Raw genomic sequence first — 23,174 nt, 5'->3', positions numbered from 1 at the left:
GATGGAGCGTGAGCGACGGCACGGCAAGCAGGCGTCAGCTCGCCTCGATCCCCAGGCGGCGGATCAAGGCGCCCCACTTTTCCGCATCCGCATGCAGGCGTCGGGAAAACGCCTCGGTCGATTCCGGCGCCCAGTCCACGCCCATGCCGCCGAGGCGCTCCTTGATCGCAGGGATGGCCATGATGCGGTTCAGTTCCACGTTCAGCCGCTGCTGCAGTGCCGGGTCCATGCCCTTCGGGCCGAAGGCGCCATACCAGACGCCCATCTCGTAGCCAGGAACACTCTCGCCGACGGTGGGCGTGTTCGGCTGACGCGACCAGCGTGCGCCCTCGGTCACCGCCAGCAGCCGCAGCCGCCCGCCTTCCACATGCGGCATGGTCTGGGTGGCGGCGCTGAAGAACAGCTGCGTCTGCCCCCCCACCGTGTCCGTCACCGCCGGCTGCCCTCCGCGGTAGGAGACGTGGACCATGCGGATGCCGGTCATGTTTTCGAGAAGCGCCGCGCAGAGATGGTTGGTCGAGCCCGGCCCGGAGGAGGCATAGGCGATCTTCTCCGGATTGGCCCGGGCATAGGCGATGAATTCCGGCACCGTCTGCGCCGGCACCGATGGATGGATCACCATGGTGTTGATCGCGAAGCCGAGCATCGCCAGCGGCGTGAAATCCGCCACGCCGTCGAAGGGCATGCTGCGCATCAGCGCGTGGTTCATCGCATGGGTGGACATCGACCCGAACAGCAGCGTCTGCCCATCAGGCGCCGCCTTGGCCACGACGTCGGAGCCGATATTGCCGCTCGCCCCCGTGCGGTTTTCCACCAGCACGGGCTGGCCCAGCGCCTGGCTGAGCGGCTCGGCGACGATACGGCCAAGAATGTCCGTCGTGCCGCCGGGCGCCCAGGGAATGATCAACCGGATCGGCCGGGTGAGCGGCGCCTGCGCAAGCGCCGGCGCCGCCAGGACGCCAGCAGGGGCGGACATCAGCAGAAGGCGGCGGGACAGGTCGGCCATGGGATGCTCCTTCAATCGACAGCCAGCAGCGCCGGCACGGCCAGCGCCGCGAACAGGGCGCCGGTCACCGCATCGGCCTCGGTGAAATGCCCCGCACCGTGCAGAAGGTTGACCGTGCCGAGCGGCCGCCCATTCCAGCGCACCGGCAGGTTCATCGCACTCGCAAGACCCATGCCGGCGATCTTTTCATGATCCGGATAGGCCCAGACGATGTCGGCGGCGTCGCGGCCGACCCAGGCCTTTCCCTCGACCAGCACACGGCGCGTCCAGGGATGATCCCGGTTCACCGGCTTGAAGCCGGAAACCGGATAGGCGGCCGGATCGCTGGAATAGGCCCGGCGATTGAGGCCTGCCGCCGGGTCGTGCCGCATGATGGTGAACAGGCGGTGGCCAACGGCCTCCGCTAGCGCCTGCTGGAGCGCGACGAAGAAGGCTTCGGGCTGACCGGCGGTGGCGAGCGCCGCGGCGGCATTGCGGAGCGACGGCAGGGGATCGGGACGTGTCATGGCCCTGGCATAGCGCAGCCGGGCCCGCGGTTCACCCCGCAGGTTTCCGGCGCATGATGACAACCGGCACCAGTGCGGCCATGCAACCCATCGCGACCAGCAGGAATGTATCGCGGAAGGCGAGCATGCTCGCCTGCGACAGCAGCATCTGGGCAAGGTAGTCCTGCGCCGCGGCCTGTCGCGTCACCTCCGCGATGCCGTCCTGGGCCAGCAGGCCTTCCACCTGGCGCAAGACCTCCCGCGTTGCCGGCCGGCCTTCCTGCGTCGCGGTCAGGGCCTGGGCGTAGAACTGCGTCTGGCGCTCCAGGTTGATCGACAGCAAATTGACCCCGAGCGCACCGCCGAACTGCCGCGCGAAGTTCACCGCTCCGGACCCCTGCCCCACCCAGCGCGGCGGCAGGGCGCGCAAGGCCCCGGCATTCATGCTCGGCATGGCCAGGCCGAAGCCGACGCGCCCGACCAGGATCCACAGCGCAAAGGTCCAGAACGGGGTGTCGGTGCCCACGCCGGTCATCAGCCAGGTGGAGGTGCCGAACAGCAGCAGCCCGACGCCGATGGGAGCATAGGGCGGCAGTCGGTCCGCCAGCCGCCCGGCGATGGGGAAGACGATCACCATGGCAAGCCCGGCCGGCATCAGCAGAAGCCCGGCGCGGGTCGGCGTGTAGCCCTGGATGGTCTGCACAAACAGCGGCACGAGATAGGTCGATCCGAACAGCGACGCGCCGTAGACGAACCCCACCGCCGCCGAGCAGGCGAAGCCGCGCACCGCGAACAGGCGCGGATTCAGCATCGGCGCGTCGGTGCGCAATTCCCACAGCACGAAACCGATGGCCGCCGCCGCCGCGATGCACAGTTCCAGCGTGACGCGGTTCGACCCCCAACCCTCCCGCTGGCCGCTGGCAAGCCCAGTCAGCAAGGCCAGCAGCGCCGTCACCAGCAAGGCGAAGCCCGGCCCGTCGAAGCGCCGCCGCGGGCCCGCCCCCGGCGTCGGCCCCGGCAGGAACACCAGCCCCAGCATCAACCCCAGCAGCGCGAAGGGCACGCCCATGAAGAACATCGCACGCCAGCCCCAGCTGTCGACGATCACGCCACCGAGGGTCGGACCGAGCGCCGGCGCCAGCACCACGCCCACGGCATAGAGGCCCATCGCCGAGCCGCGCCGTTCCGCCGGAAACACCTGGAAGATGATCTGCATGCCGAGCGGCTGGACCATCCCCGCGGCCGCGCCCTGCAAGACACGGCCGACGATCAACACGCTCTCATTCGGCGACGACCCGGCAACGATGGAGCCGATCACGAACATCACGATCGCCCCCGCATAGGTCAGCCGACATCCGAAGCTGTCCACAAGCCAGCCATTGAGCAGCATGGTCCCCGTCACCGAGGCGAGGAAGGCGGTGGAGATCAGCTGCGCATGGTCCTGCCCGATGCCGAAGGCGCCCATCACCTGCGGCAGCGCGACATTGACGATGGTGGCGGACAGGATGGTGGCGATGGTCCCGATCATCGCCGCGAAGGTCACCAGCAGGCGATAGGATGGCCCCCATCGCGCCTGCAGCTCCGCGATGCCGGGCCCGGCCCAGCTGCTGCGATTGCCTGGACCAAGCGTGGCTTCACTCACGCGCCTGCGCCTCCACCTCCACCATCATGCCAGGCCGGAGCAGGCCATCCGCCGTACCCGGGCGCAGCGCGATGCGCATGGGCAGGCGCTGGGTGATCTTGGTGAAGTTGCCGGAGGGATTCGGGCTTGGCAGCAGCGCGAATTCGCTGGTCGCGGCGCCGCCGACGCGTTCGACCACGCCTTCGAAGCTGCGGCCCGGATAGGCATCGACATGCAGCCGCACCGGCGAACCCGGGCGGAAGAATCGGATCTCGGTTTCCTTGACGTTGGCCTCGACGCGCACGCGGGCGGGATCGTGCACCAGCATCAAGCGCTGGCCCGGCGTGACGTACTCACCGGGATCGACGAAGACGCGATCGACCGTCCCGTTGAACGGCATCACGATGGTGCGGTCCTGGATCTCAAGCCGGATGCGGTCGCGCTGCGCCGCCAGTTCGCGCTGCAGTGGGTCGATAGATTCGAGCTGGCGACGCAGCACCGTCAGCTCCTCCCGCCCTGCGCCGGCATTGGCGAGCTGCGCCTCGACATTGCGGATCTCGGCGGCGACGGCGAGGACGCGCTGCGTCGCCGTCTCCAGCTGCGCGCGGGTCTGTTCATGCCGCTGGCGCGTGCCGCTGCCGGTGCCCATCAGCTGCACGGCGCGGGTGAATTCGCCCTCGGCGTACAGGCGTTCCGCCTGCGCGGCAGGCAATTGCGATCGCGCCGCCTCGAGTCTGGCGCGCTGAGCATCCTCCTGGCTGCCGGTCTGGCGGTCCACCATGGCCAGCCGCGCTTCGAGCTCGGCGCCCCTTGCGGCCAGGCCGGCAAGGCGCGCCTCGATCTCAAGCAGCGTCAGCTCCGCTTCCCGGCTGTCGATGCGCAGCAGCACCTCGCCCGCGCGGCTGGCATCGCCGGCGATGACGCGGATCTCGGTCACCCATCCCGGCAGGCGGCTGGCCAGCGTGACCATGTCGGCGGCGATACGGGCATCATCAATGAAGACCGTGGTGACCTGGCGATGGATCCATCCGCCGGCGGCCGCCACAACAGCAAGCAATGCGGTCAGCGCCGCCGCGATCCGCAGCCGCCGCCGCGCCGTGGCGCGGGCGGTGGCACCGGACAGCGATGCGGATGTCTGCTGACTACCCGGGCCTATGTCCATCAACGGGCTCCTCCTCGGCCCCTTCCAGCCCGGCGGCCACGCGCTTCAGCACCGCGAGGCACAAGGCGAGTTCCTCTTCCGGGATTCCCGCCAGGATTTCGGCACGCACCGTGGCCGCCTCGGCCTCGATCCGCAGCACCACCGGCCGGGCGGTGTCGGTCAGGTGGATGGTCTTGGCACGTCGGTCATGGGCAATGGCGCGGCGTTCGACGAAGCCCTGCTGTTCCAGCCAATCGAGCGTGCGGACCAGGGTCGGCGCCTCGATCCGCAGTCGGGCGGCCAGGGCCCTCTGCGGAATGCCGTCGCCGCGGCGCGCAAGGTTGAGCAGGACGAGCCAGCGCGCCTCGGTCAGGCCGAAGGGGGCAATGCGCTGATCGAGCCGGGCCCGCCACCGTCGCGCGATCTGAGCGATCGCGACGCCGAGTTCCCATCGCACCTGGGCGAGGTTCGACCCGTCTGGCATGGGGAGATGCTAGACCCGGACGATAGCTGGCGAATAGATAGATTGCTAAGGAACATGCGCGTCGCCGCGACACGCCCCGGCGCGCGGCGGTTCCCGTGGGTTCGGCTGCCATGGCGCGCCGGGACCGCGTGCCGTGGCTGCCGCCGGGCGGTCACAGCAGGCGGGGCCTGACGACCACCTCGGTGACCTGGGAGTCCGGGGACATGTCCACCACGAGCCGAACCGCGGCGGCATGGGATTCGGGGTCGCTGTAGCGGCCTTCCTCCCGTGCCGCGGAGCCTGTCCGGGCGGTCCGCGTGGCGCGATTCATCGGTGTTTCGGTCGGCCCCGGGGCCACCGTGGCGACACGGATGCCCGCCCCCACTTCCTCGATGCGCAACGCATCGGCAACGCCACGCAGGGCGAATTTCGATGCCGAGTAGACGATATGGCCCGGGACCGCCTTCACCGCCGCGCCCGAACTGATGAATACCACCTGCCCCTTCGCGGTGCGCAGCGCCGGCAACAGTAGGCGCGTCAACTCGGCCGGAGCGTAGACATTGGTCTCGAAGGTCTCGCGCCAGGCAGGCAGCGAACTCGTTTCAAGGCTGCTCCAGGCGGATATCGCCGCGCAATGGACCAGCACGTCCAGCCGGGCCAGCGGGGCGGTCAATCGCGCCAGCGCCACGCCGTCGCAAAGGTCGACCGCGACAGGGTGGATGTGGGGCCTGCCGACAAGGGCCCGAAGTTTGGCTTCGCTGCGGCCGAGCGCGATCACCTCCCGATCCCGTGCAAGGTCCTCGACGATGGCCAGTCCGATGCCGCTCCCGCCACCCGTGACGAGCGCGAGCGGGCGGCCCGTATCGAGCGTCGAGCAATCGATGGTGGATCCGATGTCTGCCATGGGACGTCCTTCACATGCATGCGAAGCCGGGCCGTGCAGATGTCATGCCGCCGAATTCTTCGGCCGCGTCTCATCGCCGAACACGGGATCGGCGCATCGGTAGGGAGCGTCGCGAGGCGCCACCGCGCGGCAGGTCCAATGGACGCAGCCCGTCCGGAACGGGTCCGCGGCAATCTTGAAAACTGTGGATAACTTGGCCTGGAGATGGTGGGCGCCGTAGGATTCGAACCTACGACCCGCTGATTAAGAGGAGTCGGAGTCACCTGCATACTACTAGTACTTGACTTATTTTTGGCCAATTCAACCGGTCGCTAGGACCACTGACCGGAAACAGTTTGACCCACCTAGCGTTGAGAAGAATCTAACAAAAATCCTTTAGAATCAACGCGGGCATGGCGGAAAATGGGGAACTTTCGGGGCCGCTGCAGTGCCGTGTCGGCACAATCACCTTTTGAGGCGGCCGCAAGTCACGGAGGATGCCCGATTATCGAACTTTCAGCGAATTTTGAGGATGGGAATGGGCCGTGAAGGACTCGAACCTTCGGCCATTCGATTAAGAGTCGAACGCTCTACCAACTGAGCTAACGGCCCGCATTTCCCACTTAAGTCCTACTTAAAACGCTTACTCGCCCTTTAGTTATCGTTTCGAAGGCAGATACAACTATTAAGAGTCAGCTGCTCTACCAACTGAGCTAGGCGCCCGCCGGGAGCCGCCACATGGGTCGGCTCCAAGGAGGCGCTTCATAGCCTGCGCGACGGCTTTGTCCAGCCCCTTTGCGCGGGCCGCGAGTTCATTCGCGCATGGGTCCCATCTCGGCATCGCGATGCACATAGGCCGACAGCAGCAGCCCGAACCCCAGCATCACCGTGATCATCGCTGAGCCGCCATGGCTAATCAGCGGCAGCGGCACGCCGCCCACCGGGATCGACCCCGTCACCATCGCCACGTTCACGAAGACATAGAGGAAGAAGTTGGTGCCGAGCCCGATCGCCAGCAGCCGCCCGAACTGGTGCTTGCTGCGGAAGGCGACCAGGTAGCAGAAGGCCACCACCAGCAGCAGCATCGACAGCGTGGTCAGCGCGCCGACCAGGCCGAATTCCTCCGCGATCATGGTGAAGATGAAGTCGGTCTGCTTTTCCGGCAGGAAGTTCAGGTGGCCCTGCGTACCCTGCAGGAAGCCCTTGCCCCACATCCCGCCGGACCCGAGGGCAATCTTCGACTGGATGATGTTGTAGCCAGCCCCGAGAGGATCGCTCTCGGGATCGAGGAAGGTGGTGATGCGCGCACGCTGGTAGTCGTGCAGTCGCTCATAGGCGATCGGCGCGGCGACGCCGATGGCCGCGAAGCCGATGGCGAATTTCCACCAGCGCATCCCCGCCGCCCAGAACACCGCCGCACCCACCATGCCGGTGATCAGCGCGGTGCCCAGATTGGGCTGCTTCAGGATCAGCCCGACCGGCAACAGCACCGCCAGCGCCGGTGGAATGAGGAACAGCGGATTGCCTACCTTCTCCCACGATGCCCGGTGGAACCAGGACGCCAGGGCCAGCACCAGCATGATCTTCATCAGTTCGGAAGGCTGCAGCTGAACCGGGCCGATATCGATCCAGCGCTGCGCGCCCTTGCCGACATTGCCATGCAGCAACACCAGCACCAGCAGCCCGACCGCGCCCAGATACCCCACCCAGGCGAAGCGTGCGATCACCCGGATGTCGATCATCGCCAGGCCCAGCATCACCACGAGGCCGAAGCCGAAGCGGATGGCATGCTTCTGCGCATAGGTGTCGGGATTGCCGCTGCCGGCCGACAGCAGCGCGACATAGCCGACCGCCGCCACCGCACACAGCAGCAGCACGAAGGACCAGGGGATCTGCCAGAACTTCTCGAGAATGCCCGCCCCGCGGTCTCGGGTCAGCAGCCGGCGTTCGAAGATCATCGCGCAGCCTCCGCCACGCGCTGCCCGCGCTGGGGTCCGAGCCGCTGGAAGGTCTCGATCATGATGTCGCGCGCGATCGGCGCTGCCGCCCCCGAACCACTGGTGCCGTGTTCCACCACCACCGACAGCGCATATTGCGGATTGTCGTGCGGTGCATAGGCGACGAACAACGCGTGCGGCCGCCACTCACGCGGCACGGCATTGACGTTGAAGCCGCGCTCGCGCTGCTCACGCGTCACGCGACGGACCTGGGTGGTGCCGGTCTTGCCGGCCATCTGGCCGTATTGCGACGGCAGCCGCGCAACGCCGGCGGTGCCGCCGCCATTGATCACTCCCCACATCGCATCGCGGATCAGGCGCATATCGGCGTCGGGGATGCCGAGGCTGGGCCAATCCTCCGGGCGGCCGCCGCGGACCGGCCTGCCGCCGATGCTGCGCGTCAGGTGCGGCTGCAGGGCCCGCCCCGATGCCAGCCGGGCCGCCATCACAGCCAGCGACAGCGGCGTGAGCTGATAGAAGCCTTGGCCGATGCCATGGACGATGGTGTCGCCGATCGACCAGGGCTTGCCCTGCGCCTGCCGCCAGCCGCGCGTCGGCACCAGGCCGCGCCGCGTCCCCGGCAACTCGATCTCCAGGTCGACACCGAGGCCGAACTTGTTGGCCATGGCCGCGATGCGGTCCATGCCGGTGCGGCGGGCCATTTCGTAGAAATACACGTCGCAGGACGCCATGATGGCGCTGCGCATGTTCATCCCGCCATGCCCGCTGCGCAGATGGCAGTGGAAGCGCGTGTCGCCGAAATCGAGATGCCCCGGGCAGCTGACGATGTCGCCCGGCCGCGCGACCTTCGCATCCAGCGCCGCCAGCGCCACCATCATCTTGAAGGTCGACCCCGGCGCATACAGGCCGTTGGTCGCCTTGTTGATCAGCGGCGTCGTGCGTGCCGCCGTCCATTGCCGCCACTGCGCTGCGGACACGCCGGAATTGAAGATGTTCGGATCGAAGGACGGCTTGGTCGCCATCGCCAGCACTTCGCCGTTGCGGGCATCGAGCACCACGGCGGTCGTGCCTTCCTCGATCTTGCCGCGGATCGCCTTCTGCAACTCGGAATCGACGCTGATCTGCACATCCTGGCCGGGGATGCCCTCCCGACGGTCCAGTTCGCGGATGACGCGGCCGACGGCATTGACCTCGACCTGCACGGCGCCGGCCCGGCCGCGCAGGATGCGGTCGTGGTGGCGCTCGACGCCGGCGCGGCCGACCCGGATGCCCGGCAGCTGCAACAGCGGGTCGTCGCCCACATCGCTCTCGGCCGGGGCGGCCACATAGCCCACGACATGGGCCAGGTGCTCCGTCTCCGGATAGATGCGCGTGGTGCCCATATCGACGGTGATGCCGGGCAGGTCGGGCGCATTGACCTCGATCCGCGCCATTTCCTCCCAGGCGAGGAATTCGCGCAGGATGACCGGGACGAAGCGGCGGTTGCGGCGGATCTCGCGCTCGATCCGCGCCTTTTCATGATCGCCCAGCGGAACGATCTTCGAGAAGGTCTCGAGCGTCGCGGCGACATCGGCGGATTGCTCCGCCACCAGCAAGGCGCGCCAGTTCAGCCGGTTGCCCGCCACCACCTTGCCGTTGCGGTCCAGCACGCGCCCACGCGGCGGGGCGAACAGCCGCGCGCTGACGCGGTTCTCCTCAGCGAGGGTGGCGTAGCGCGCGCCCTCCTCGACCTGCAGACGATAGAGACGGGAGCCTAGAAAGCCGAAGGCGCCAAGCTGGATGGCGCCAAGCACCGCCGCGCGGCGGGTGAAGATGCCGCGGCGGCGCTCCTCCTCCTTGCGGACGGTCCTCTCACGGCCGAGCAGGCCGGATTTGCCCCAGGGGCGCCAGGCTGGGCGCCAGGTCATGGCGCGACCTCGGCGTGGCGCATCGCCTCATGGACCCGGGTCAGGACGAGGGCGATCGCCGGATAGAGCCCGCACGCCAGCAAGGCCGCATGCAGCGCCGGTGCGATCGGTGGCAATTGCAGCGCGAGCACGGATTGGAGCCCCCAATAGACGCCGGCGGCACCGAAGGCCGCCACGCAGAAGCCAAGCCATACCGCCAGGAAGGATTGCCGCGCCAGCACATGACGGAACCGCACCGCGGCCGCATGCAGCGCGAGCAGGACCAACACGCCGGAACCCAGCGGCGCAAAGGTCAGCAGATCCATCAGCAGGCCCAGCAGGAACACGATCGGGGGCATCATCGCCGCCGGCCGGAACACCGACCAGAAGGCAACGCAGGGCAAGGTCACGGCCAAGACCGGCGATGGCAGATTGATCGGCGCCGCCGCCAGGACCATTAGGAAAGCGGTCGAAAAACCCGGAAACGCGACCCGCGCAAAGGCATCGATGCGCCGCAACAGGCCGGGCGCGGGGGCCGGCCTCCCCTGTGGGCGGCGGGCGGGGGGCATCGCCATGGCATCCCCCTCAGCGACGGCCGGGCCGCGGTTCCGGACGTGCCACGGCTTCGGGCGGAATGATGCCGCGCAGGCCGTAGTCGAACAGCCGGACCGCATCCAGGCGGTCGAGCCTGGCAAACAATTCGACCTCCGGCACGCCCTGCGAGGACAGCCGCACGATGCCGACCGGCAGGCCGGATGGGAAGGCGCCCGCCTCGGCGCTGGTGACGATCCGTTCGCCCTCGACCGGGATGACCCCTTCCGGCCAATGCGCGAGGCGCGGCCGCATCGCGTTGTTGCCGGCCATGATGGCGCGTGCCCGGCTCGATTCGAGGGTGACCGGGATGCGGCTGTTCATGTCGGTAGCGAGAAGAACACGCGCGGACCGGCTGCCCACCTCGGTCACCCGGCCGACGAAGCCGCGCTCATCCAGCGCCACCTGGCCCTTGCGGATGGAATGCTGCGGACCCGTCGCCAGCAACACGGCGCGGGCATAGGTGCCGCCGCCATCGGCAACGACGCGGGCAGTGACGAAGGCCGGTGCGGCTTCCGGCAGGAAATTCAACTGCCGCCGGAGCATCTCGTTCTCGGTCTCCAGCGCGAGGGCGGAGGCATGCCAGCGCCGCAGGCGCTCATTCTCCTCGCGAAGCTGGGCATTCTCCTCGCGCAGGGTGGCGAGGTTCTGGACCTCCTCCACCGCCGAGCGCACCGCGGCCATGGGTTCGGCAAGCGCGGCGTAGATCGGGGACAGGGCGTCGGACAGATGCGTGCGCAACCGCTCGGCCAGCAGGGTGTCGGCCTTGCCGAGCAGCATGATGCCGAAGGCAGCCGCGATCATCAGCGGCAGCGAAAGCCGCGCCAAGGCCTGACGGAGCGGAATGCTCAGCCGGATCACGCGCCCCCCATCCCCCTGTCAGGATTGCGAAGCCGATGACCCCGCCGGGACGGCGGGGCCGAGGCCGACATCAATACATCGAACTCAGGACGTGGCGAAGCCGCTTGATGTCCTCGAGTGCACGACCGGTACCGAGAGCGACGCAGGACAAGGCATCCTCCGCCACCACGACAGGCAGACCGGTCGCAGCCCGCAGCACCTGATCGAGCCGGTTCAGCAACGCTCCACCACCGGTCAGGACGATACCCTTGTCCACGATGTCCGCGGCCAGCTCGGGCGGCGTATTTTCCAGCGCAACCTTCACCGCCTCGACGATCTGGGTGACCGGTTCGGCCAGCGACTCGGCGATCTGGCGCTGGCTGACGATCACCTCGCGCGGGACGCCGTTCATCAGGTCGCGGCCCTTCACCTCGGCGAGCGGGCCCTCCTCGCCATCCTCCGGTGGGGCGGCGGCGCCGATCTCGAGCTTGATGCGCTCGGCCGTGCTCTCGCCGATCAGCAGGTTAAACTGACGGCGGATGTAGGAGATGATCGCCTCGTCCAGCTTGTCGCCGCCGACGCGCACCGATCGCGCATAGACGATGCCGCCCAGCGAGATCACGGCCACCTCGGTCGTGCCGCCGCCGATATCGACGATCATCGACCCCGAAGGCTCGGTCACCGGCAGGCCGGCGCCGATCGCGGCGGCCATCGGTTCCTCGATCAGCAGCACTTTGCGGGCCCCGGCCGATTCGGCGCTTTCCTGGATGGCGCGCCGTTCCACCGCCGTGCTGCCCGAGGGCACGCAGACGATGATCATCGGCGAGGCGAAGGACCGCCGATTGTGCACCTTGCGGATGAAATGCTTGATCATTTCCTCCGCCACCTCAAAATCGGCGATGACGCCGTCGCGCAGCGGACGAATGGCGGCGATGTTGCCCGGGGTGCGGCCCAGCATCAGCTTGGCCTCTTCACCCACGGCAAGCACCTGCTTGCGGCCGCGCAGGTCGGAAATCGCGACCACGCTCGGCTCATTCAGCACGATCCCGCGCCCCTTCACGTAGACAAGCGTGTTGGCGGTGCCGAGATCGATGGCCATGTCGGCGGACAGGAAGCCGAACAGGCGAGAAAACATGCGTACCGGACCTTCCGACGGTGCCGCACAGCCAGCGTTGCGGGCCAGTGCCGCCGTCGCGACTGGGGGCTGGAGAGAGGACGGGGGGCTTTACCCCCCCCTGGCCGGACTCTCAAGCCGGATTCCCCGTCACCTCGATACGGCGGCGCAACTCGGCTCGCCCGCCAGCGTTATCCAATCAGCCCAAGATCAGGAGATGAACACATGAGGACCACCGGTTTGGCCATTCTGGCCGTTGCAGGCCTGACCCTTGGTGCCTGCGGCGAAACGCCAGGCGAACGCGCGCTGACCGGCGGCCTGATCGGCGCCGGTGGCGGCGCTGCGATCGGGTCCTTGTCCGGCAATGCCGGCGTGGGCGCGCTGATCGGCGGCGCGGCGGGGGCCATCGGTGGCGCCGCCACGGCCCCGGCCCAGCCACGGTCGGACTACTATTACCGCTGACCGCGCGGCCACCCGGCCCGCGGTATGTCGCGGCCGGCCTGTTTAGGCCGGCCCGTCATCAGTGACCAATGCGCCGCGCCGCCGGACCGAGCGGCCGGGGACCGATCAGGCCCGCAGCACGATCGGCGGTTCCGTCCGCTGCCGCTTGACCAGCAGCTTGTTCAGCGCGTGCACATAGGCCCGCGCCGAGGCGACGATGGTGTCGGTATCCGCCCCCTGCCCGTCCACCAGCTTGCCGTCTTCCTCCAGCCGCACGGTCACGCGCGCCTGGGCGTCGGTGCCGCTGGTCACCGCCTGCACGGCATAGAGCTTGAGCGTCACCTCATGCGGGAAGGCCTGGCGCAACGCGGCGAAGGTCGCATCCACCCCGCCATCGCCGGTGGCCATGCCGTCGGCGCGCTCGCCATCGACCTCGATGGCCACGGTCGCCATCGGCTTGGTGCCCATGCCGGTCGAGACATTCATGCCGACAAGGCGAATACGTTCATTGGCGCGGCCCACCTCGTCGTCAACCAGGGCGGCGATGTCCTCGTCGTAAACCACCTTCTTGCGGTCGGCGACGTCCTTGAACCGCTTGAAGGCGTCGTTGAGCTGGTTGTCGCCGACCTCATAGCCCAGCGTCTTCAGCCGGTCGCGGAAGGCGGCGCGGCCGGAATGCTTGCCGAGCACGATGGAGTTGGTGGTCCAGCCGACACTCTCCGGCGTCATGATCTCGTAGGTCGAGGCATCCTTCAGCACGCCATCCTGATGGATGCCCGATTCATGCGCGAAGGCATTGCGGCCGACGATCGCCTTGTTCGGTTGCACGTCGAAGCCGGTGATCGTCGCCAGCAGCTTGGACGTCCGCAGGATACGCTGGGAGGCAACCCCGGTGGTCGCGTGCAGCGCGTCGTGGCGCGTGCGCAGCGCCATCGCCACTTCCTCGAGGCTCGCATTGCCGGCGCGTTCGCCGATGCCGTTGATGGTGCATTCCACCTGGCGCGCGCCGGCCTGGATCGCCGCCAGCGTGTTCGCCACCGCGAGGCCCAAATCGTTGTGGTTGTGGGTCGAGAAGATGACCTTCTCCGCCCCCGGCACCTTGTTCATCAGCGTCGAGAAGATCAGCCCCATATCTGCCGGCAGCGAATAGCCGACGGTGTCGGGGATGTTGATGGTGGTCGCCCCGGCCTTGATCGCGGCTTCCACGCAGCGGCACAGGAAGTCGAGATCCGAGCGCGATCCGTCCTCGGCCGACCATTCCACGTCGGCGGCGTGGTTACGCGCCAGGGTCACCGTCTCGGTGATGCGTTCCAGCACATCCTCCCGCGACATGCGCAGCTTCACGCGCATATGCAGGTCCGAGGTCGCCAGCACGATGTGGATGCGCGGCCGCGCGGCGAGCTTCGTCGCCTCGGCCGAGGCCATGATGTCGGCGGTATTGGCGCGGCTGAGGCTGGCCACCACCGGCCCGTCCTTCGAGAAGCGCTTGGCAATTGACTGCACGGAATCGAAATCGCCGGGGCTGGCGATGGCGAAGCCGGCTTCCAGCACATCGGCGCCGAGTTCGTGCAGCGCCTCCGCCATGCGCAGCTTCTCCTCGAGATTCATGGAGAAGCCCGGCGACTGCTCGCCGTCGCGCAGGGTGGTGTCGAAGATGATGATGCGGCCGTCGGCCAGTTCGCCGAAGGAGGGATGGTTGATGGCCATGTCAGGCGTTTCCTGTTTGGCGATGATGTGGATGCGCGCGTTCGGTCCCAGGTTCCCCTGAGCGATGTCCGGCCGCGGTCAGCCGGGCGTCACGCCCAGGGGCGGGTAAGTCGAAGAAGAAGGAGGCCGAGCGGGGCGCGCGCGGCGGCCGGGGCAGGAAGCCCCAGGATCAGGCCGGCCGGGATGGCGCGCAGGTTCATCGCGGCCCGAGACTACGGGCCTGGGGGCCGGACGGCAAGCGGCGATATTGCCCGCCATCACCGCCGCGGGCAGTCTGGCGGCAATGATAATCGGAGGGAATCCCATGCTGCGCCGGATCGTGCTTGCCCTGATCGCGGGCCTCTTCGCCGTGCCCGCCACCGCCCAGGACTGGGTGCCCGACCGCCCCGTACGCATCATCGTCCCCTTCCCGCCGGGCGGCGCGAGCGATCTTGTCGCACGGATCTTCGCCGATCGCGCCAGCCGCATCACCCCGCAGCCCTGGGTGGTCGAGAACCGGTCCGGCGCCAACGGCAACATCGGCATGGAGGCGGTGGCGCGGAGCGCGCCGGATGGCTACACGCTCGGCCAATGCACGATCGGCAACTGCGCCATCAACGCCGCCATCTACACGCGCATGCCCTACGATATCGCACGCGACCTGGTCCCTGTTTTCTGGAGCGGCAGCGTGATGAACGCGCTCGCCATTCATCCCTCTATTCCCGTGACCAACCTGCAGGAATTCATCGTCTGGGCACGCGCCAATCAGGGGCGGGTGAACTATGGTTCCTCGGGCTTCGGGTCCTCCAACCACCTGACGCCCGAATTCCTCAATGGCCGGCTCGGCCTTGGTTTGGTGCACGTGCCCTTCCGCGGCGGGGCGCCGGCGCTGCAGGCGTTGCTCGCCAACCAGGTGCAGGTGATGATCGAGAACATCCCGACCAAGATCCAGGCGATCCGCGCCGGCCAGATCCGCGCGATCGCGGTGACGGGGCGAGAGCGCGATCCCGCGCTGCCCGACGTACCGACATTCGCCGAGGCGGGGGTGCCAGACATCATCGTCGAGCCATGGTTCGGCTTCATGGCGCCGCGCGGCACGCCGGCCAACATCGTCAACGGGCTGAACCGTGTGCTGAACCAGGCGAATGCCGATCCCGAGGTGCAGCGCCGCTTGCGCGACCTCGGCGTGCGGCCGGAGGCGGGCTCCGCCGAACGCTTCGCCGATCACGTACGCGCCGAAGTCGCACGCTGGCGCGAGGTCGTCGAACAGAACCGGATCGAGAAGATCGAGTAGCGGCGGCCGGCCCTTCGCCCGACTGACCTCGAACGCCACCGTCAGCGGGCGGTTGAGCGCCGAGCCTACCGACGCGGCGGATGCGTCGTCCACCAATGCCGCGCGATGTCGGCGCGGCGGCACACCCAGACGTCCTTCTCCCGCGCCACCCGCGCCAGGAAGCGCTGCAGCGCCGCCGCCCGCCCCGGACGGCCGACCATCCGGCAATGCAGGCCGACGGACATCATCTTCGGACTGCCGCCGCGCCCTTCGGCCAGCAGTACCTCGAAGGCGTCAGTCAGGTGCCGTTCCCATCCGGCCGGATCGCCGAAGCCTGGCGTTACGGCATACTTCATGTCGTTGTTGTCGAGCGTGTAGGGGATGACGAGGTGCGGCTTGCCGGCTGCAGTAACGTAGTGCGGCAGGTCGTCGTCGTAGGAATCGCTGTCGTAGAGAAAGCCGCCATGCTCGGCGACAAGGCGCCGCGTATTCGGGCTGATGCGGCCGGTGTACCAGCCGACCGGGGGGCTGCCGGTCAGTTGCTCAATGACGGCGACGCATCGGGCGATCTCGGCGCGCTCCGTCGCCTCATCTACCGTGTGGTAGTCGATCCAGCGCCAGGCATGAGACGCGACCTCATGCCCCGCGGCCACGAAAGCGCGCGCCGCATCAGGGTTGAGTTCCAGCGCCCGGCCGACGCCATAGACCGTCAGCGGCAGGTCGTGCGCGGCGAAGGCGCGCAGCACGCGCCAGACGCCGGCGCGCGCGCCGTAGTCGAACTGCGATTCCACTGTGCGGTTGCGCTCGCCAATGACAGGCGACCCGCCGGGAACCTCATGCAGGTACAATTCGCTGCCGGCATCGCCGTTGAGGATCGTGTTCTCGCCGCCCTCCTCATAGTTCAGCACGAAGGACAGCGCGAGCTTGGTGCCGCCCGGCCACTGCGGGTCAGGCGGCCGCGGCCCATAGCCGCGGAAGTCGCGGGGATAGTCGGTCTCGGAGGCGAGGAGATGGGGCTGGTCCGGCATGGCTGGCCTTCGCATCTGGCGGGAAGGTGGCGAGGATGCCAGTGCTGCGGGGCGGTGCGAAGGCTGCACCGCCCGCGTAGCGTCAGGCAGCCATGGGTCGGGCCAGTGCCCGGGCCCGCATTGCCCAGCCCTGCGCCACCGGGCTGCCTTCCTTCGCGGCCAGCCGCTCGGCCGCCATCGCCTGGGCCATTGGCGCGTCACCGGCGCGGATCGCCGCCTCGCACAACGTCCAGGACAGCACATCGCGCTGGGCGTGGCTGCCACCGAAGCGGTTGGCGATTCCGCGCACCGGCAGGATGTGGCGCACCGCCCCGGCGAAGTCGTCCTGCCCGAAGGCGACGAGGCCCCGCGCCAAGGGCAGGCCGACATCGCGCGACATCATCGCATTGGTCGCCCCGCCAGCTGCGGCACGTTCCAGCGTCGCGATCACGTCGCGCTGCGCCGTGCGGTCGCCGCTGGCGACAAAGGCCATCATCGCGTGCACGTCGTTGAAGGCGTAGATGCCGTGCGAGATGCGCGCAGCCCAGGGCTGCTGGAGCAGCGACCAGCGGTCGCCCACATCGTGCCCGAGCACCCAAAGCCGCCAGAGCAGCGCCGAGCCGTCGATCGCCTCCAGCGCCTGGCCGAAGCCGCCGGCCGACACGCGCTCATCGAACAGGCGCAGCGCGCCGGCGATGTCGCCCTGGTCAATGCAGAACAGCGCGAGGTGCCACCAATTATGGTAGGCAAAGAGGCTGTCCGGCGACCAGCCCGGCGCCGTGGTGCGCATGAAATCGATACCTTCCGCGGCCCGCCCCTGCATTTCCATCACATGCGCCACAGCATGCGCGGCCCAGCCGTCGCGCCTGTCGACGACCAGCGCCTCGCGCCCGGCGGCCTCGGCGCGGGCGTAGTCGCCGCATTCCTCCAGGCCGAAGGCATGCATGCCGAGCAGGTAGCCATAGCCCGGCATGTCCCGGTCCCAGCGCGGCAGAACGCGGGCTACGCGGTCGCGCAGCATCTGCGACTGGCCGAGGAAGAAATCGCCCAGTTGCGCGAACTGCACCGCCAGCAGATCCGACGGATGTGTGATGGCGATGCCGGCCCAGGTCTCGGTCGCCGCCGTGAGGTCGCCATCGGCCCAGCGACGGGCGGCAGCGATATAGGCCTGTTCCCGCGCATTGGCGCCCGGCGCCAGGCGTTCGGCCGCCGCCAGGGTCGGCTGCAACTCACTGTCGAAGGCCTTGTCCGTCGCGGTCGCGAGGATGCCCGCGCGCAACGCATGCCCCATTACGCAATCAGGCTGTTCGGCGAGCAGCGCGTCGATCTCGGCGACGGGGTCGGCCTGGTAGATGTGGAACTTGGTCATCGCGACATCGAGCCGGCGCGCGGCATCGGCAGAGCAGGTGAGCGGGTTTCCCCGCAGGTCGGTGGCCATGGTGGTCATCCTTGTTCGTCGTTGTTGACGGCAAGGGTGTCGCGCCGAAGGGGCAGTGCGCTCTACCCGTCCCGTGGTGCGGTTCGATCGGTTTCCGAAAACGCCCCTGTCTCAACGCGTTACGGACAGTTTGGCCGGGGCCGAAACCGCCCGGCGTGATTCGGCACACAAGCCGACTGCACCTGCGGTACAGTCATGCCATGAGCGCAACCACCCTGAAGCGGGAAAGCGCCCGCGACAAGATCCTGGAATTGGCCGAGGCCGCCGTCCTGCAGAAGGGCTTCGGTGCGACGTCAATCGAGGAGCTGATCGCGGGCGCCAGCATCTCGAAGAGCGGCTTCTTCTATCACTTCCCCGACAAGGGCGAACTCGCGAAGGCGCTGCTGCTGCGCTACATCGAGCGCGACCGCGTCATTCTCGATGACATCTTCAACCGTGCCGACGCGCTGAACGACGATCCGCTGCACGGCTTCCTCGTCGCGCTGAAACTGTTCGCCGACATGATGGCGGCAATGACCGAGGTGCATCCGGGATGCATGGTCGCCTCGGTCTGCTACCAGGAGCAGCTGTTCGATCGCGAGGTGCATGAGCTGGCCCGCGACGCGGCGTTGGCCTGGCGGGTGCGGTTCCGCGCGCGGCTCGATGCCATCGTCGCGCAGTATCCGCCGCGGGTGCCGGTGGATCTCGAGGATCTCGCGGACATGCTGTCGGTGATGATGGATGGCGGCATCACCATCTCCCGCATCATGCGCGACCCGCAACTGCTGGCACGGCAGGTGGTGCTGTATCGCGCCTTCGTGCGCGCAGTGTTCCTGGGCGCATAAGGAAAGGGCGCCGAGGGTTTCCCCTCGACGCCCATGATTCCGGCGTTCCGCCAGGATCAGTTCTTCGCCTTGTCCACCAGGGCGTTCTTGCTGATCCACGGCATCATGGCGCGCAGCTTCGCACCCACATCCTCGATCGGATGCGCGGCGTTGCGGCGGCGGGTCGCCTTGAAGGACGCCTGGTTCACCTTGTTCTCGAGCATCCAGTCGCGAGCGAACTTGCCGGACTGAATGTCCTCGAGCACGCGCTTCATCTCGGCCTTGGTCTCGGAGGTGATGATACGCGGGCCGGTGACGTACTCGCCATACTCGGCGGTGTTGGACACCGAGTAGTTCATGTTGGCGATGCCGCCTTCATAGATGAGGTCGACGATCAGCTTCACCTCGTGCAGGCACTCGAAATACGCCATCTCGGGGGCGTAGCCGGCCTCGACCAGCGTCTCGTAGCCGGCGCGGATCAGTTCCACGAGGCCGCCGCACAGGACGACCTGCTCGCCGAACAGGTCGGTCTCGCATTCCTCCTTGAAGGAGGTCTCGATCACGCCTGAACGGCCACCGCCGATGGCGGAAGCGTAGGACAGCGCGATCTCGAGCGCATTGCCCGACGGGTTCTGATGGACGGCCACCAGGCAGGGCACGCCGCCGCCCTTCTGATATTCACCGCGCACCGTGTGGCCGGGGCCCTTCGGCGCGATCATGAACACGTCGATGTCTTCGCGCGGATCGAGCAGGTTGAAGTGCACGTTCAGGCCATGCGCGAAGGCGAGTGCGGCGCCCGGCTTCATGTTGGCGTGCAGGTGGTCGCGATACAGGTCGCCCTGCAGTTCGTCGGGCGTCAGCACCATGATGACATCGGCCCACTTCGCGGCATCGGCCGGGGACATCACCTTGAAGCCGGCGGCTTCGGCCTTCTTCCAGGACCCGCCGGGGCGAAGGCCGATGACGACATCCTTCACGCCGGAATCGCGCATGTTCATCGCATGGGCGTGGCCCTGGCTGCCGAAGCCGATGACCGCGACCTTCCGGGCCTTGATCAGGTTCACATCCGCATCGCGGTCGTAGTAGACGCGCATGGCTGCGCACTCCCTTCTCTCTACACAACGTCAAACAGAACTCAGTTGATTCCGCGCGGTCCCCGCGCGATCGCCACCGCGCCCGTCCGCGACACTTCCACCAGCCCGACGGGCCGCATCAGCGCGCAGAAGGCGTCGATCTTCTCGGCATTGCCGGTCATCTCGAAGACGAAGCTCTCGATGGTCGCATCCACCACGCGGGCGCGGAAGGCATCGGCGAGGCGCAGAGCCTCCATCCGGTGCTCACCCTTGCCCACCACCTTGATCAGCGCCAACTCGCGAATGAGATGCGGGCCTTCCAGCGTCAGGTCCGACACCTTGTGCACCGGCACCAGTCGGTCGAGCTGCGCCTTGATCTGCTCGATCACCATCTCGGTGCCGCTGGTGACGATGGTGATGCGGGAAATCCGTCCCGTCTCATCCACCGGTGCGACGGTCAGGCTGTCGATGTTGTAGCCGCGGCCACTGAACAGCCCGACCACGCGGGCGAGGATGCCCGGCTCGTTTTCCACCAGCACGGCGATGGTCGCCGCGCGCTGCGCGTTCCCGATTTCCGACATGATACGCGCCCCTCAGACCAGAACCTTGCCTTCGTCGGTGACGCCGGCAACGCCGCCCTCCTGCTCCGGCCCGAGGATCATCTCGTTATGCGCGGCACCGGAGGGGATCATCGGGAAGCAGTTCTCATCCTTGGCCACCGCGATATCGGCGATGACGGGTCCAGGGTAGGCGATCATCTCGCGAATACCGGCATCGAGGTCGGCCGGGTCGGTCACGCGAATGCCCTTGGCATGGAAGGATTCCGCCAGCTTCACGAAGTCCGGCAGCGCCGCGGAATAGGATTCGGAATAGCGCCCGCCATGCAGCAGTTCCTGCCACTGGCGCACCATGCCCATATACTCGTTGTTCAGGATGAACACCTTCACCGGCAGCCGGTACTGCGCCAGCGTGCCCATCTCCTGGATGTTCATCAGGATTGAGGCCTCGCCGGCGATGTCGATGCACAGCGCGTCGGGATGCGCGATCTGCACGCCCATCGCCGCCGGCAGGCCGTAGCCCATCGTGCCCAGGCCACCCGACGTCATCCAGCGGTTCGGCTTCTGGAAGCCGAAATACTGCGCGGCCCACATCTGGTGCTGCCCGACTTCGGTGGAGATGAAGGTCTCCCGCCCGAGTTCGCGGGTGATCTCATACAGCCGCTTCACCGCATGCTGCGGCTTGATGATCTTGCCTTCCTGGCGATAGCGCAGGCAGTCGATGCCGCGCCATTCGTCGATCTGCCGCCACCAAGCGGTCAGCGCGTGCTTGTCCTGCGCCTGGCCATCGGCCTTCCACGCCTCGATCAGCGCGGCGAGGACACGCCCGGCATCGCCCACGATCGGCACATCGACCGGCACGTTCTTGTTGATCGAGGACGGGTCGATATCCGCATGGATCTTCTTCGACCTCGGCGAGAAGGCATTCAGCCGCCCCGTCACCCGGTCATCGAAGCGCGCCCCGATGTTCAGCATGACGTCGCAATCATGCATGGCGAGGTTCGCCTCGTAGGTCCCGTGCATGCCCAGCATGCCGACGAACTGCTTGTCGTCGGAGGAGAAGGCGCCGAGCCCCATCAGCGTGTTCGTGCAGGGAAACCCCGTCATGTGCACGAAGTCGGTCAGCAGGCGCGACGCCTCGGGCCCGGCATTGATCACGCCACCGCCGGCATAGACGATCGGCTTCTTCGCACCCTTCAGCAGCGCGATCGCCTTGCGGATCTGCTCGCCATCGGGCTCGGTCTGCGGGCGGTAGGACCGGTGCTCGGTCTTCGGCGCCTCGGTATAGGGCGCCTTGTTGATCAGGATGTCCTTCGGCAGGTCGATCACCACCGGGCCTGGGCGGCCGGACTTGGCGACGTAGAACGCCTCATGCACCACGCGGGCCAGGTCTTCCGACTTCTTGACCAGGTAGTTGTGCTTGGTCGCCGGCCGCGTGATGCCGGTGGTGTCGGCTTCCTGGAAAGCATCGTTGCCGATCAGGTGCGTCGGCACCTGCCCGGTCAGGCAGACGACCGGAATGCTGTCCAGCAGCGCATCCACCAGCCCCGTCACCGCATTGGTGGCACCGGGGCCTGACGTCACCAGCACGCAGCCCACCTTGCCGGTGGACCGGGCATAGCCCTCGGCCGCATGCACCGCCGCCTGCTCGTGGCGCACCAGGATGTGGCGGATGGCGTTCTGCTGGAAGATCGCGTCGTAGATCGGCAATACCGCGCCGCCGGGGTAGCCGAAGATAACCTCGACGCCGTTATCCTTCAGCGCGCGCAGGACGACCTCCGCGCCCGACATCGTCAGGGCGGTTTCGGTGCTGGCGGGCTTGGTGGCGGCGGACATCGGGGCTGGTCTTTCCTCGTCAAACGGTGCCACCCGCGGGAGGCTCCCGTGGGCGAGGCGCCGCTCTTAGACCCCACGCTGCGCTGCGTCAACGCATCCGATCAACAAAAGCGAAGACATCAGCCACAAAACTTTCCGAAAATTGCGCCATACCCGCTATGCGCGCATGGATCGTATGCGTCCGCGACACATCGGCGAGCGCATGGTGGCGAAACCAGGTCGCCTGCCGCTTGGTGTACTGCCCGGTATTGAGGATGGCGCGGGTCGAAGCATCCGCTGGCGTCATCCGCCCTGCCAGCATCGCGGCCAGTTCCGGCACCCCATGCGCCCGCATAGCCGGCAATGTGGGATCGAGGCCCTGCGCAACCAGCGCACGCACCTCCTCGACCGCCCCGCCGTCCAGCATCGCAGCCCAACGCGTGGCGATGGCCGCGCGCAGCGCATCGCGTGGCGGGTCGATCAGGATGGCGGCGAAGCGCCAGGGCGCAGGCCCGGTCGCCGCGCCCCCCTGCCAAGCGGCAAGCCCCCGGCCCGTCCCCCGCCAAACCTCCCAGGCCCGCGCGATCCGCTGGCTGTCGGACGGCCGCAGCCGTGCCGCCGTCGCGGGGTCCACCTCCGCCAGCCTCGCATGCAGCGCCGGCGCGCCCTCCTCGGCCAGCAGCCGCCGCGCTTCCTCCCGCGCCGGTTCCGGCACCGGCGGAATCTCCGACAGACCCTGGGTCAGCGACGCGAAATACATCCCTGTCCCGCCACACAGGATCGGCAACCGCCCGGCATCGCGCGCCTGCGCCATGGCGGTCAGCGCCTCCCCGCGCCACCAGGCGACGCTCGCCGCCTCGGCGGCCGCGCGCACGCCATACAGGCGGTGCGGCACCTGCGCTTCCTCCGCCACGCTGGGGCGGGCCGTGATCACCCGCAACTCCCGGTACACCTGCATGCTGTCGGCATTGATGACGGTGCCACCGAAGCGTTCGGCCAATGCCAGGGCGAGAGCCGACTTGCCGCTGGCCGTCGGTCCAGCCACCAGCAAGGCGACCGGTTGATCCGCGGTCATGGCAGGGGCATACCCCGG

21 protein-coding genes and 1 tRNA gene are annotated in these 23,174 nt (G+C 67.9%); 3 read left to right on the top strand and 19 right to left on the bottom strand.

What is annotated here, in order from left to right; translation table 11 throughout:
• Nucleotides 1-34 precede the first annotated feature (34 nt).
• The 12 genes from AAFN86_RS12735 to AAFN86_RS12680 all read right to left on the bottom strand — a co-directional run bounded on the left by AAFN86_RS12735 (nucleotide 35) and on the right by AAFN86_RS12680 (nucleotide 12,009).
• Complete coding sequence (locus AAFN86_RS12735; RefSeq protein ID WP_347543702.1) at nucleotides 35-1,006, bottom strand: tripartite tricarboxylate transporter substrate binding protein; 972 nt, start codon at nucleotides 1,004-1,006, stop codon at nucleotides 35-37.
• Between the two features lie 11 nt (nucleotides 1,007-1,017).
• Complete coding sequence (locus tag AAFN86_RS12730) at nucleotides 1,018-1,512, bottom strand: GAF domain-containing protein (RefSeq protein WP_347543701.1); 495 nt, start codon at nucleotides 1,510-1,512, stop codon at nucleotides 1,018-1,020.
• A gap of 31 nt (nucleotides 1,513-1,543) precedes the next feature.
• On the bottom strand, nucleotides 1,544-3,133 hold the full coding sequence (locus tag AAFN86_RS12725) for a DHA2 family efflux MFS transporter permease subunit (RefSeq protein WP_347543700.1): 1,590 nt from the start codon (nucleotides 3,131-3,133) through the stop codon (nucleotides 1,544-1,546).
• The gene (locus tag AAFN86_RS12720) at nucleotides 3,126-4,274 is read right to left on the bottom strand and encodes an HlyD family secretion protein (protein ID WP_347543699.1); all 1,149 of its coding nucleotides are present in this window, start codon (nucleotides 4,272-4,274) and stop codon (nucleotides 3,126-3,128) included. The genes AAFN86_RS12725 and AAFN86_RS12720 overlap by 8 nt, the downstream gene beginning before the upstream one ends.
• The gene (locus tag AAFN86_RS12715) at nucleotides 4,255-4,737 is read right to left on the bottom strand and encodes a MarR family transcriptional regulator (RefSeq protein WP_347543698.1); all 483 of its coding nucleotides are present in this window, start codon (nucleotides 4,735-4,737) and stop codon (nucleotides 4,255-4,257) included. The genes AAFN86_RS12720 and AAFN86_RS12715 overlap by 20 nt, the downstream gene beginning before the upstream one ends.
• A 151-nt stretch (nucleotides 4,738-4,888) precedes the next feature.
• Entirely contained in the window at nucleotides 4,889-5,620 is a 732-nt protein-coding gene (locus AAFN86_RS12710) for an SDR family oxidoreductase (RefSeq protein WP_347543697.1), read from the bottom strand.
• Nucleotides 5,621-6,138: 518 nt separating this feature from the next.
• A tRNA-Lys gene (locus tag AAFN86_RS12705) sits at nucleotides 6,139-6,211 on the bottom strand.
• A 200-nt stretch (nucleotides 6,212-6,411) separates the two neighbouring features.
• On the bottom strand, nucleotides 6,412-7,557 hold the full coding sequence (gene rodA / locus AAFN86_RS12700) for a rod shape-determining protein RodA (protein WP_347543696.1): 1,146 nt from the start codon (nucleotides 7,555-7,557) through the stop codon (nucleotides 6,412-6,414).
• The gene (gene mrdA / locus AAFN86_RS12695; RefSeq protein ID WP_347543695.1) at nucleotides 7,554-9,464 is read right to left on the bottom strand and encodes a penicillin-binding protein 2; all 1,911 of its coding nucleotides are present in this window, start codon (nucleotides 9,462-9,464) and stop codon (nucleotides 7,554-7,556) included. The genes rodA and mrdA overlap by 4 nt, the downstream gene beginning before the upstream one ends.
• Entirely contained in the window at nucleotides 9,461-10,018 is a 558-nt protein-coding gene (locus AAFN86_RS12690) for a rod shape-determining protein MreD (RefSeq protein ID WP_347543694.1), read from the bottom strand. The genes mrdA and AAFN86_RS12690 overlap by 4 nt, the downstream gene beginning before the upstream one ends.
• A 10-nt stretch (nucleotides 10,019-10,028) precedes the next feature.
• The gene (gene mreC / locus AAFN86_RS12685; protein WP_347543693.1) at nucleotides 10,029-10,895 is read right to left on the bottom strand and encodes a rod shape-determining protein MreC; all 867 of its coding nucleotides are present in this window, start codon (nucleotides 10,893-10,895) and stop codon (nucleotides 10,029-10,031) included.
• A gap of 70 nt (nucleotides 10,896-10,965) precedes the next feature.
• Nucleotides 10,966-12,009 (bottom strand): rod shape-determining protein, encoded by a 1,044-nt coding sequence (locus tag AAFN86_RS12680; RefSeq protein WP_347543692.1) that lies wholly within the window; start codon nucleotides 12,007-12,009, stop codon nucleotides 10,966-10,968.
• Nucleotides 12,010-12,213: 204 nt separating this feature from the next.
• Between AAFN86_RS12680 and AAFN86_RS12675 the strand changes: the two genes are divergently transcribed.
• The gene (locus AAFN86_RS12675) at nucleotides 12,214-12,450 is read left to right on the top strand and encodes a hypothetical protein (protein ID WP_347543691.1); all 237 of its coding nucleotides are present in this window, start codon (nucleotides 12,214-12,216) and stop codon (nucleotides 12,448-12,450) included.
• 105 nt (nucleotides 12,451-12,555) lie between these two features.
• Here the strand turns inward: AAFN86_RS12675 and AAFN86_RS12670 are convergent, their stop codons facing one another.
• A complete protein-coding gene (locus AAFN86_RS12670) occupies nucleotides 12,556-14,136 on the bottom strand; it encodes a 2-isopropylmalate synthase (protein WP_347543690.1) in 1,581 nt (526 codons plus the stop codon).
• A 304-nt stretch (nucleotides 14,137-14,440) separates the two neighbouring features.
• Here AAFN86_RS12670 and AAFN86_RS12665 point away from each other — a divergent pair, with 304 nt between their 5' ends.
• Complete coding sequence (locus tag AAFN86_RS12665) at nucleotides 14,441-15,409, top strand: tripartite tricarboxylate transporter substrate binding protein (RefSeq protein ID WP_347543689.1); 969 nt, start codon at nucleotides 14,441-14,443, stop codon at nucleotides 15,407-15,409.
• 65 nt (nucleotides 15,410-15,474) lie between these two features.
• Here AAFN86_RS12665 and puuE read toward each other — a convergent pair whose 3' ends face one another.
• Together puuE and AAFN86_RS12655 are read right to left on the bottom strand one after the other, a co-directional pair.
• Nucleotides 15,475-16,416 (bottom strand): allantoinase PuuE, encoded by a 942-nt coding sequence (gene puuE, locus AAFN86_RS12660; protein WP_347543688.1) that lies wholly within the window; start codon nucleotides 16,414-16,416, stop codon nucleotides 15,475-15,477.
• Between the two features lie 82 nt (nucleotides 16,417-16,498).
• Entirely contained in the window at nucleotides 16,499-17,833 is a 1,335-nt protein-coding gene (locus AAFN86_RS12655) for a tetratricopeptide repeat protein (RefSeq protein WP_347543687.1), read from the bottom strand.
• Nucleotides 17,834-18,033: 200 nt separating this feature from the next.
• Here AAFN86_RS12655 and AAFN86_RS12650 point away from each other — a divergent pair, with 200 nt between their 5' ends.
• Nucleotides 18,034-18,657 (top strand): TetR/AcrR family transcriptional regulator, encoded by a 624-nt coding sequence (locus AAFN86_RS12650; RefSeq protein WP_347543686.1) that lies wholly within the window; start codon nucleotides 18,034-18,036, stop codon nucleotides 18,655-18,657.
• Between the two features lie 56 nt (nucleotides 18,658-18,713).
• Here AAFN86_RS12650 and ilvC read toward each other — a convergent pair whose 3' ends face one another.
• The 4 genes from ilvC to miaA all read right to left on the bottom strand — a co-directional run bounded on the left by ilvC (nucleotide 18,714) and on the right by miaA (nucleotide 23,156).
• On the bottom strand, nucleotides 18,714-19,730 hold the full coding sequence (gene ilvC, locus AAFN86_RS12645) for a ketol-acid reductoisomerase (protein WP_347543685.1): 1,017 nt from the start codon (nucleotides 19,728-19,730) through the stop codon (nucleotides 18,714-18,716).
• A gap of 41 nt (nucleotides 19,731-19,771) precedes the next feature.
• Nucleotides 19,772-20,290, bottom strand: a complete 519-nt coding sequence (gene ilvN / locus AAFN86_RS12640) for an acetolactate synthase small subunit (protein WP_347543684.1) — start codon at nucleotides 20,288-20,290, stop codon at nucleotides 19,772-19,774.
• Between the two features lie 12 nt (nucleotides 20,291-20,302).
• Complete coding sequence (locus AAFN86_RS12635; protein WP_347543683.1) at nucleotides 20,303-22,102, bottom strand: acetolactate synthase 3 large subunit; 1,800 nt, start codon at nucleotides 22,100-22,102, stop codon at nucleotides 20,303-20,305.
• Nucleotides 22,103-22,190: 88 nt separating this feature from the next.
• A complete protein-coding gene (gene miaA / locus AAFN86_RS12630) occupies nucleotides 22,191-23,156 on the bottom strand; it encodes a tRNA (adenosine(37)-N6)-dimethylallyltransferase MiaA (protein WP_347543682.1) in 966 nt (321 codons plus the stop codon).
• Between the last annotated feature and the right edge of the window lie 18 nt (nucleotides 23,157-23,174).

Origin of the sequence: Roseomonas sp. CAU 1739, assembly GCF_039839775.1 — a bacterium.
In the GTDB taxonomy this organism is placed as follows: domain Bacteria; phylum Pseudomonadota; class Alphaproteobacteria; order Acetobacterales; family Acetobacteraceae; genus Neoroseomonas.
The sequence above is the reverse complement of the archived record's forward strand: the minus strand, read 5'-3'. Positions and strand labels throughout refer to the sequence as shown.